This is a genomic window from Ornithinibacillus halophilus, from assembly GCF_900129485.1.
In the GTDB taxonomy this organism is placed as follows: Bacteria; Bacillota; Bacilli; order Bacillales; family Amphibacillaceae; genus Ornithinibacillus; species Ornithinibacillus halophilus.
Genome location: NZ_FQVW01000075.1, coordinates 1 through 9,059, shown reverse-complemented (window position 1 = coordinate 9,059; position 9,059 = coordinate 1). Strand labels below are relative to the sequence as shown.

8 protein-coding genes and 1 other annotated feature are annotated in these 9,059 nt (G+C 35.2%); of the genes, 5 read left to right on the top strand and 3 right to left on the bottom strand.

What is annotated here, in order from left to right; all coding sequences use genetic code 11:
• Window positions 1–700: 700 nt before the first annotated feature.
• Window positions 701–1,228, bottom strand: coding sequence for a gamma carbonic anhydrase (locus tag BUB12_RS16645; protein WP_072892035.1), 528 nt, complete (start codon window positions 1,226–1,228; stop codon window positions 701–703).
• A gap of 76 nt (window positions 1,229–1,304) precedes the next feature.
• Here BUB12_RS16645 and BUB12_RS16640 point away from each other — a divergent pair, with 76 nt between their 5' ends.
• A complete protein-coding gene (locus BUB12_RS16640) occupies window positions 1,305–2,366 on the top strand; it encodes a tetraprenyl-beta-curcumene synthase family protein (RefSeq protein ID WP_072892034.1) in 1,062 nt (353 codons plus the stop codon).
• A gap of 46 nt (window positions 2,367–2,412) precedes the next feature.
• Here BUB12_RS16640 and BUB12_RS16635 read toward each other — a convergent pair whose 3' ends face one another.
• A complete protein-coding gene (locus BUB12_RS16635) occupies window positions 2,413–2,970 on the bottom strand; it encodes a tRNA 5-(aminomethyl)-2-thiouridylate-methyltransferase MnmM (protein ID WP_072892033.1) in 558 nt (185 codons plus the stop codon).
• A gap of 102 nt (window positions 2,971–3,072) precedes the next feature.
• Here BUB12_RS16635 and BUB12_RS16630 point away from each other — a divergent pair, with 102 nt between their 5' ends.
• The 4 genes from BUB12_RS16630 (at window position 3,073) to leuS (ending at window position 7,666) form a co-directional block, all read left to right on the top strand.
• Entirely contained in the window at window positions 3,073–3,810 is a 738-nt protein-coding gene (locus tag BUB12_RS16630; protein ID WP_072892032.1) for a hypothetical protein, read from the top strand.
• Window position 3,811: 1 nt separating this feature from the next.
• Complete coding sequence (locus BUB12_RS16625; protein WP_072892031.1) at window positions 3,812–4,174, top strand: GntR family transcriptional regulator; 363 nt, start codon at window positions 3,812–3,814, stop codon at window positions 4,172–4,174.
• Entirely contained in the window at window positions 4,174–4,875 is a 702-nt protein-coding gene (locus tag BUB12_RS16620; protein WP_072892030.1) for an ATP-binding cassette domain-containing protein, read from the top strand. The genes BUB12_RS16625 and BUB12_RS16620 overlap by 1 nt, the downstream gene beginning before the upstream one ends.
• A gap of 61 nt (window positions 4,876–4,936) precedes the next feature.
• Window positions 4,937–5,152 (top strand) — a binding site (T-box leader).
• Window positions 5,153–5,251: 99 nt separating this feature from the next.
• Window positions 5,252–7,666 carry a leucine--tRNA ligase gene (gene leuS, locus BUB12_RS16615; protein ID WP_072892029.1) on the top strand — a complete coding sequence of 805 codons (2,415 nt, stop codon included), beginning with the start codon at window positions 5,252–5,254 and terminating at the stop codon, window positions 7,664–7,666.
• Window positions 7,667–7,710: 44 nt separating this feature from the next.
• Here the strand turns inward: leuS and BUB12_RS16610 are convergent, their stop codons facing one another.
• The gene (locus BUB12_RS16610) at window positions 7,711–8,475 is read right to left on the bottom strand and encodes a hypothetical protein (protein ID WP_072892028.1); all 765 of its coding nucleotides are present in this window, start codon (window positions 8,473–8,475) and stop codon (window positions 7,711–7,713) included.
• Window positions 8,476–9,059 lie beyond the last annotated feature (584 nt).

Sequence of the window (9,059 nt, the reverse complement as noted above, 5' to 3'; positions counted from 1 at the left end):
CTGCTGGCAGTCGCTTTCACTTCCAGCACAAGGGCGACATCTGTTCAATCTTCCTTCGGTCGATTTCACAGTGTCTTCTTTGCCGCCGGGCACGGCTTCAGCCAGGCTACTACTTGAATAATCTTCTTTGCTGCCTTGTACCGAGGAATTAACTTCTATGATTTGCTAGTAGACGCAGGTGCATCTTTGTGGGGTCTTCAGACACGTGCTGTTCCCGCAGGACAAGGAAGGCTACGTCAGAGGAGCATCGCACGCAGAAAATGCAAATGGAAATGCATTTTCAAGGAGTCGACTGCCATCCGCTCCAATCAACAATCTAAATTGCAATACTTTTAAATTTAAAGTTGATGCCAATACTAGCGAAGTATATTTTCCGTAGCGGTAGAATTTACGCCACCTCTAACATTCACTCTTAATTTCAAAAATCCGAACAACTATTGTTCGGATTTTGATTCATCTAAAATACTTTTGTCCCAGCCTCCTTGGGTTTGTGAGTTAGTTAGGGCTCAGTGGACATTTAATCCACTAAGTTTAGGAAATATAAGTTAAATTAGCTTTTTTCGGACATTTAGTACCTTATTTCATACTTTTTGATGAAATACTGGGGAAATTTAGAAGAATAACGGAATATATGTCCGAACATGCTTTAAAAAGTCCAATTATTGTTCGAATAGCAGAATAAATGTCCAAAATTATCGAATTAAAAATCTAATCCAAGGTCTGTTTCTGTTTTATAATAATGTCCTTTTTCAACATAGGATTTCCTGACTCGTTCCATTTCTTTATAATCATCCTCTGTTAGTTTGCGTACAACTTTTGCTGGCCTTCCCATTACTAAAGTATGTGGAGGAACTTTTTTTCCTGGTGGTACCAAACTACCAGCACCAACAAATGCACTTTCACCAATTTCAGCCCCATCTAAAATGATAGAACCCATCCCTACTAATGCATTCTTTCTAACAATAGCTGAATGTAAAGTGACTTGATGACCTACTGTAACATCATCTTCTACAATTAGTGGATTATTAGGACTTTGGTGGAGCATGCATAAATCCTGAATACTTACTCTCTTCCCGATTTTTGTAGGTGCAACGTCTCCACGGATAACTGTTTTGAACCAAATACTAGACTCCTCATCAATTGTGACATCTCCAGTTATAACGGCATCCTTAGCTACAAAAGCCGATTTATGAATGGATGGATTGTAATTTTTATAATGACTTAACATAACCATTGCGTCCTCCTCTAAAATATGATGATATAGTTAGTATAGCAAATTGTACGAAAATGGGGGAAATGAACCGATGGACAAGATTCCTACTAATTCAGCAGCACTACTGAACAATATGTATCGAAAAATCTTCCCACAAGTGAATAAGGAGGTGTCATACTGGGAGAGACGAGCAAATGAAATTCCAGACAATGAATTGAGGAATCAAGCACTCGCTAGCATTCAATCCAAACGTTTTCACTGTCAGGGGGGGAGTGTTTTTTCGATGCTTGCAGGAGATTCTTGGAAAAAAGCAATAAAATTCATCGTTGCGTACCAAACAATTAGTGATTATTTGGATAACCTGTGTGATCGGAGTACTTCGATGGATCCTGCAGATTTTCGCCTTCTTCACGATGCGATGAAGGATGCGTTAAGTATGGAGTCAGTGCCTAAAAACTACTATCGGTTACGAGAAAACCAGGAAGACGGGGGATATTTACTGGAGTTAGTTTCAACTTGTCAAGAAGTAATGAGGGATTTGTTGGACTACTCAGCTGTAAAGTCTCGTTTGATTCAATTAGAGGAAATGTATACTGACTTACAAGTACATAAGCATGTTGTTATAGAAGATAGAGTACCACGGCTTACTTCTTGGTATGAAAGATATAAAGAAGAGGTACCGGACTTAAGTTGGTATGAGTTTTCTGCTGCTGCTGGTTCTACTTTAGGTATCTTTTGTATTATTTCATACGCGTTAGGTGGGAAACTATCAATGAATTTGGTAGATCGTATCTATCAAAGTTATTTCCCATATATGCAATGCTTACATATTTTGTTAGATTATTTCATCGACCAACAAGAGGATGATGAAGAAGGAGATTTGAATTTTTGTTTCTACTACCCTAATGAAACAATTATGAGGAAGCGATTCCTATATGTGATGCAAGAAGCAGCTTCATCCATTAAAGGATTACCTGATCAAAAGTTTCATCAGATGATTTATCAAGGATTAATTGGATTATACTTGACAGACTCTAAGGTAAATCAACTTAAGAATGGTGAGGTTTTAACAAATCTATTGCTCGACCATAGTGGAAGAAGTGCTAAGATCTTTTATTGGAATATTAAAATGTATAATCGATGGAAGAAATAGTAATAAACCCATTCGTTTTGTTCCGAATGGGTTTTTATCTCCTTAATTATCTTTTCTCGATTGCGATGACAAATGGAGGGTTATTTTTTTGATTGATAAATTCATAGCGTAATACATGATAGGATTTTTGATCTAATGATGTTGTGTAATCAATTACAGCATCTTTTTCTGTTTCACCACCAGGATGACCATGATAAATAACGACAACTACAATTCCATTTTCTTTTAAATAGGTAAGTATATTGTCAATGGCTTCGATCGTAGTGGTTGCCTCAGTGATAACTGTCTTATCCCCTTTAGGTAAATAACCTAAGTTAAAAATAGCTCCTCCAATTCGATCTTCAGGATTTAAATGCTCCTCTACGTTTGCGTGACTATCATGAATTACTTCTACATTGGAAATGCCTTGTTCTGCTAATCGCTTTTTTGTATTTTTAATTGCTTGTTGTTGAATGTCAAAAGCAAGGACTTTCCCATTTTCTCCAACTATCTCACTTAATTTAATGGTATCGTTTCCGTTTCCGCATGTAGCATCAATGGCTGTTTCCCCTTGGTTAATCGCTTTAGACATTAAATGGTGGGCATAATCTAGTATTTTTAACATAGCTCTACTCCTGTTTTTTCTTCATTTTATCATGAAAGAGTTGACACTTGAAAATGAACTAGTGTAATATTTAACTATAACACTAGTGCAGGGGAGATTATTATGGATAAAGCTTTTCGGGGATTGTTGTTTAAAGAATGGAAAATGATGAATGGATTTTTACTTTTAATGAGTGGATTGGCTGTACTTATGTTAGTTGTTACAAGTTATCATGTTTTATCATTCTTAAGTGGGTTGGAGAGTGTCTTCTTCTTGGCGATTATCATCATTCCTGCAACCGTAATTTATAGTCTGAACTCAGAAGTAATTCAACTACAGACTTTCTTGCATAACCCTCATTCTGCAAACAAATTATTATTAAGTAAATTTGTCTTTAGTATTACTATTTTTTTCTTGTATATATTAATCACCATTTTATTGTTCACGGTGTTTGAAATCGTATGGGATCTCTATTCATTATCAACTTTTGAAATGATTTATTATTATTTATTTGTGTCTTTTGTCATCCTTTTTGTTTCTATATTCTTTGCCATATTCGGCTTATTTCTTTGGACTTTACACCAAGTATGGAAAGTGTACATTGGAAAATTGAGTATGGTATTAATTTTTCTAATCTTATTGTCTACTCTCCACCTATCTTCTTATTTTACGGATACGAGTTTCTATCAGTTCATAACTGAATGGGGATATGTCACTCCATTTGAGAATTGGGTTCATCCAGATATGGATATCCGGCTAGTTGCTAGTTTCCAAATCGGAACTTTTGTTTTTCATGGAATTGTGGCAGTCATAATGTATTTTTTATCTGTCTATATGTTGGACCGTAAAATGGAGGCTTAATATGGTTAATTTTAATCCAAATGAACCAATCTATTTACAACTTATGAATCGAATTATAGGTGAAATCGTTCGTGGTCAAAGGAAAGCTGGAGAGAAACTTCCTTCTGTAAGAGAATATGCGGTTGATGTTGGTGTAAACGTTAATACGATTCAACGTGTGTATAGAGAATTAGAGTATGAAGCAATAGTAGAAACCAAACGAGGACAAGGCACATTTGTTACTAGTAATAGTGAACGATTAGAAACTTTAAGGGATGATAAAAAAAGGGAAATTGTTCACCATTTCATGAAGAATATGCAAGAAATGGGATACAACAAAGAGGAAATGGTAATGAGTATTAAACTGCAAGGGGATGAAGAGTGATGATAGAGGTCAATAATGTATCGAAACGTTTCTTAATTACAAAATCACTGGATAATTGTTCTATTAAACTAGAGACGGGAAAGATTATCGGTATTATTGGGGAAAACGGTAGTGGCAAAACAACATTATTAAAGTTATTATCTGGATTATTGAGACCATCATCAGGGGATGTTCTAATCGATTCGGAAAAGGTTACTAGAAGAATAAGTTCTAAACTTGCTTATTTAACAGATGCCGATTATTATTTTCCCTATTTCACGATTGAAGAATTGATTCGATATTATGAAAGTCAGTTTGCAGATTTTGATACAGAAAAAGCGTTGCAAATTATAGATTTTATGAAGTTGAAATTAGAACAAAAAATAAAGTATCTATCTAAAGGAAATAGGAATAGGTTAAAAATAGCTGTCACACTATCTAGAAATGCTCCATATATTTTACTAGACGAACCATTTTCTGGACTAGATCCATTAGTGAGAAAGGCAATATTAAAAGGAATGATTCAATTTGTGGACTTATCAACCCAAACAGTTCTAATTACTACCCATGAGATAAAAGAAGTAGAACCAATACTTGATGAGGTGGTATTACTACGTGATGGTCGAGTCCTTGTAAAACAATCAGTCGAAGAAATTAGGGAAGCGTATGGATTGGATATCGTCAGTTGGATGGAAAAAGTGTATGAAAAAGGAGATATTTAGCAATAATGAAGAATATACCTTGACAAATAGCAATGGATTCCATACAATTTGATTTAAATATTTAAAAACGATGCGAAGGACTAGTAATAATTTATTTCAGGCGTAGAGAGGCAGTGGTTGGTGAAAACTGTCGCTGAATAATTATGAACTCACCTTTAATGTTGCAGAAGTGAACCATTAGTAATTTCTGACGTTTATCCGCGTTAAGGATTCAAGTGAACGTATATTACGTTAATTTGGGTGGCACCGCGGGAGTTATAAGCTTCTCGTCCCTTTCTTAGGGATGAGAGGCTTTTTTGATTGAGGTATGAAATTAGAAATTCAGAGATAGCGCTTGCGCTTTTCTTATTACATAATTCAAAAAGGAGGAAAATAGATGAGTTTTAATCACAAAGAAATTGAAAAGAAATGGCAAAATTACTGGGCTGAAAATAAAACATTTAAGACAAATACTTTTTCAGAGAAAGAGAAATTCTATGCGCTAGATATGTTCCCATATCCTTCAGGTGCAGGACTACATGTTGGGCACCCGGAAGGATATACTGCTACCGACATTCTTTCACGCATGAAACGAATGCAAGGGTATGAGGTGTTGCATCCAATGGGGTGGGATGCTTTTGGACTTCCGGCAGAACAATATGCACTTGATACTGGAAATAGTCCTGCAGAATTTACGGAGAAAAATATTGCGACCTTTAAAAGACAAATACAAGAACTAGGATTTTCTTATGATTGGGACCGTGAAGTTAACACGACAGATCCAAATTATTATAAGTGGACCCAATGGATATTTAAAAAGCTTTATGAGAAAGATTTGGCTTATATTGATGAAGTTGCTGTAAATTGGTGTCCAGCATTAGGAACAGTTCTTGCGAATGAAGAAGTTATTGATGGTAAAAGTGAACGCGGTGGCCATCCAGTAGTACGTAAACCAATGAGACAATGGATGTTGAAAATTACTGCGTATGCTGATCGTCTATTGGAAGATTTAGATGAACTAGATTGGCCAGAAAGCCTTAAAGATATGCAACGTAATTGGATTGGTCGTTCAGAAGGTGCAGAAGTAACCTTTGATATAGATGGACATGATGAGAATTTTACAGTATTTACAACAAGACCCGATACACTATTTGGCGCAACATACGCTGTATTGGCACCAGAACATCCATTTGTGGAGAAAATTGTTTCTAAAGAACAACAAGAAGCAGTAAAAACTTACCTAAATGAAGTACAAACGAAGTCTGATTTAGAACGTACAGATTTAGCCAAAGATAAAACAGGTGTCTTTACAGGGGCTTATGCTATTAATCCGGTTAATAATGAAAAAATGCCAATTTGGGTTGCCGATTATGTATTGATGAGTTACGGAACAGGTGCAATTATGGCTGTTCCTGGTCATGATGAACGAGACCATGAATTTGCAACAAAATTTGAATTGCCAATCATAGAAGTTGTTGCCGGTGGTGATGTCTCTAAAGAGGCCTATACTGGTGATGGCGAGCATGTAAATTCAGATTTTCTAAATGGCTTAGGAAAAGATGAAGCGATTTCGAAAATGATTGATTGGCTAGAAGCAAATGAAAAGGGAACAAGAAAAGTTACGTATCGCTTGCGTGACTGGTTATTCTCTAGACAACGTTATTGGGGAGAGCCGATTCCTATTATTCATTGGGAAGATGGTTCAATGACTGCTGTTCCTGATGAAGAATTACCGTTAGAATTACCTGTTATGGAGGATATTAAACCATCAGGAACAGGGGAGTCTCCATTAGCTAATAGTGATTGGGTTAATGTCGTTGACCCTGAAACTGGAATGAAAGGTCGTCGTGAAACGAATACAATGCCTCAGTGGGCTGGAAGTTGTTGGTATTTCTTACGTTATGTTGACCCTGATAATACTGAAAAATTAGCTGATCCAGAAGCACTTAAAGAATGGATGCCGATCGATATTTATATTGGTGGTGCAGAGCATGCAGTCCTTCACTTGCTATACGCACGTTTTTGGCATAAATTCCTTTATGATATTGGTGTTGTTCCAACGAAAGAACCATTTACGAAGTTGTTTAACCAAGGAATGATTCTTGGTGAAGGTAATGAGAAAATGAGTAAATCTAAAGGGAATGTAGTTAATCCTGATGACATCGTCACTTCCCATGGAGCTGACACGCTAAGACTTTACGAAATGTTTATGGGACCATTAGATGCATCTGTTGCTTGGTCAACAAATGGACTTGATGGAGCTCGCCGTTTTCTAGATCGTGTATGGCGTTTGTTTGTTAATGAGGATGGATCAATTTCTGAAAAGGTCAGTGATGAAAATAATAATTCCTCATTAGAACGTGTCTATCATGAAACTGTGAAAAAAGTTACCGAGGATTTCGAGAACCTTCATTTTAATACTGGGATTTCACAAATGATGGTATTTATTAATGAAGGGTATAAAGCTGAAAAGCTACCAAAAGAGTTTGTTGAAGGATTCGTTAAAATGCTTGCTCCTATTGCTCCACATATTACCGAAGAATTATGGAGCCTACTAGGCCACAAAGATACAATTACTTATGAACAATGGCCAGCATATGATGAATCTAAATTGGTTGAAGATGAGGTAGAGGTTGTCCTTCAAGTTATGGGGAAAGTTCGTTCGAAAATTAGTGTATCAAAAGACATTTCAAAAGAAGAGTTAGAAGAAAAAGCACTAGAAGATGAAACGATAAAAGAATGGATTGAAGGAAAAACGGTACGAAAAGTAATTGTTGTCCCAGGAAAGCTAGTAAATATAGTAGCAAATTAACTAAAGAGAGGATTACCTACATGTTTTAGGTAATCCTCTTTATTTTAGTTATTCTCTTCTGATGGGATCCATTCGGATTGAACAATGATCCATTTGTCGCGTTCATAATACCATAGAGATTCAATAGTTCCGAGTTGATCGGAATGATCTGTACCACTTATTTGTTGAAAGCTTTTTAAACCATATCCTTTGCTCTCACTAATATAAAATGGTTCAAAGTATGCAATTGGATCAACAATCACTGAGGTTTTCTTTAATAACTGGCCTTCTCTATTGTAAATTCCTCTTTTAGCATAGTGACTAGCATTTTTTTCTACATTAACAAGAGTAGGATCAGAAACAGGTGAAAACTTAATTTCAACCTGAAAGTCTTCCTTAAATTCTCCTGATACATATTCTTGTTTTGGTAGGGGGATTTCTAATAGTTTATATTGTATTAATGTGTGCAAATTATAATGATGAACTCCCCCATTTCCACCAGTTGCACTCTGAAACAATATTTCATTTACCGAGTCATGATTTAAATCCATAAATTTAAGCTTTGGTTTGTATCCACCATTATAATTTATTTCCCAAGACTTATTTTTATGGGTTGTAATAATTAATTGAAGGTCTCGATAGTATTCAGAATCAGATGAGAATAATGTTCCTTTCAACATTAATTCTTCTTTATGACCGTCGCCAGTCACATCTTCTTGGTATGTTTCAATTGTTGTTGGTTCTGGTGGATGTTTTTCTTCTTTAGCGTTTACCATATAAGAAGTAATCATTAATATAGGTATGATTAATGTAATTACCTTACTCTTCATATAATCTCCCTCACTTAAAAGCAGTCATAGAGGTATTATGTGATATTTAGTAACTTGTTATTCGACAATTAATTCCATACTTAACTAAAAGTTAGTCATTTTATGGATTGGAAATTCTTATCATAATTAGGTTCAACTAATACAATATACTCTATTGATTAAGATAGATTTCGATTGTATTATAGATTTACAGTTTTTAATCTTTCTTTAAAAATAACTTGACGAATTTTGTCGAAAAATGTTATATTTATTAAGTCGCTGTTATTGGCGAATAAAAATATCAAAAAAAGTTGTTGACATTCAATTGCTTGTTTGATATATTATAAAAGTTGCTTTTAAAAAAGCACCTCGAAATATTTGCTCTTTGAAAACTGAACAAAACAACCAGTATGTTTAGGGAAACTAGACTTATCGCCAGTGATGGCGAAAAGCAAAGTTGAACTTATGCAAACTAGAAGTTGTAAAACTTTTAGTTTGCCAAGAGAAAAACAACCCTGTTTTTCTTTATAAAAAACCTAGAAGCATTGCTTCTAGTAGCTAAGAACTTACCTATAATTGATTGGTGTCAATTATAGACAAACTTT

Excerpts from the sequence above, each read along its gene's own strand:
- BUB12_RS16645 (WP_072892035.1), bottom strand. The coding sequence starts at position 1,228 with ATGTTAAGTCATTATAAAAATTACAATCCATCCATTCATAAATCGGCT.
- BUB12_RS16640 (WP_072892034.1), top strand. The coding sequence starts at position 1,305 with ATGGACAAGATTCCTACTAATTCAGCAGCACTACTGAACAATATGTAT.
- BUB12_RS16635 (WP_072892033.1), bottom strand. The coding sequence starts at position 2,970 with ATGTTAAAAATACTAGATTATGCCCACCATTTAATGTCTAAAGCGATT.
- BUB12_RS16630 (WP_072892032.1), top strand. The coding sequence starts at position 3,073 with ATGGATAAAGCTTTTCGGGGATTGTTGTTTAAAGAATGGAAAATGATG.
- BUB12_RS16625 (WP_072892031.1), top strand. The coding sequence starts at position 3,812 with ATGGTTAATTTTAATCCAAATGAACCAATCTATTTACAACTTATGAAT.
- BUB12_RS16620 (WP_072892030.1), top strand. The coding sequence starts at position 4,174 with ATGATAGAGGTCAATAATGTATCGAAACGTTTCTTAATTACAAAATCA.
- leuS (WP_072892029.1), top strand. The coding sequence starts at position 5,252 with ATGAGTTTTAATCACAAAGAAATTGAAAAGAAATGGCAAAATTACTGG.
- BUB12_RS16610 (WP_072892028.1), bottom strand. The coding sequence starts at position 8,475 with ATGAAGAGTAAGGTAATTACATTAATCATACCTATATTAATGATTACT.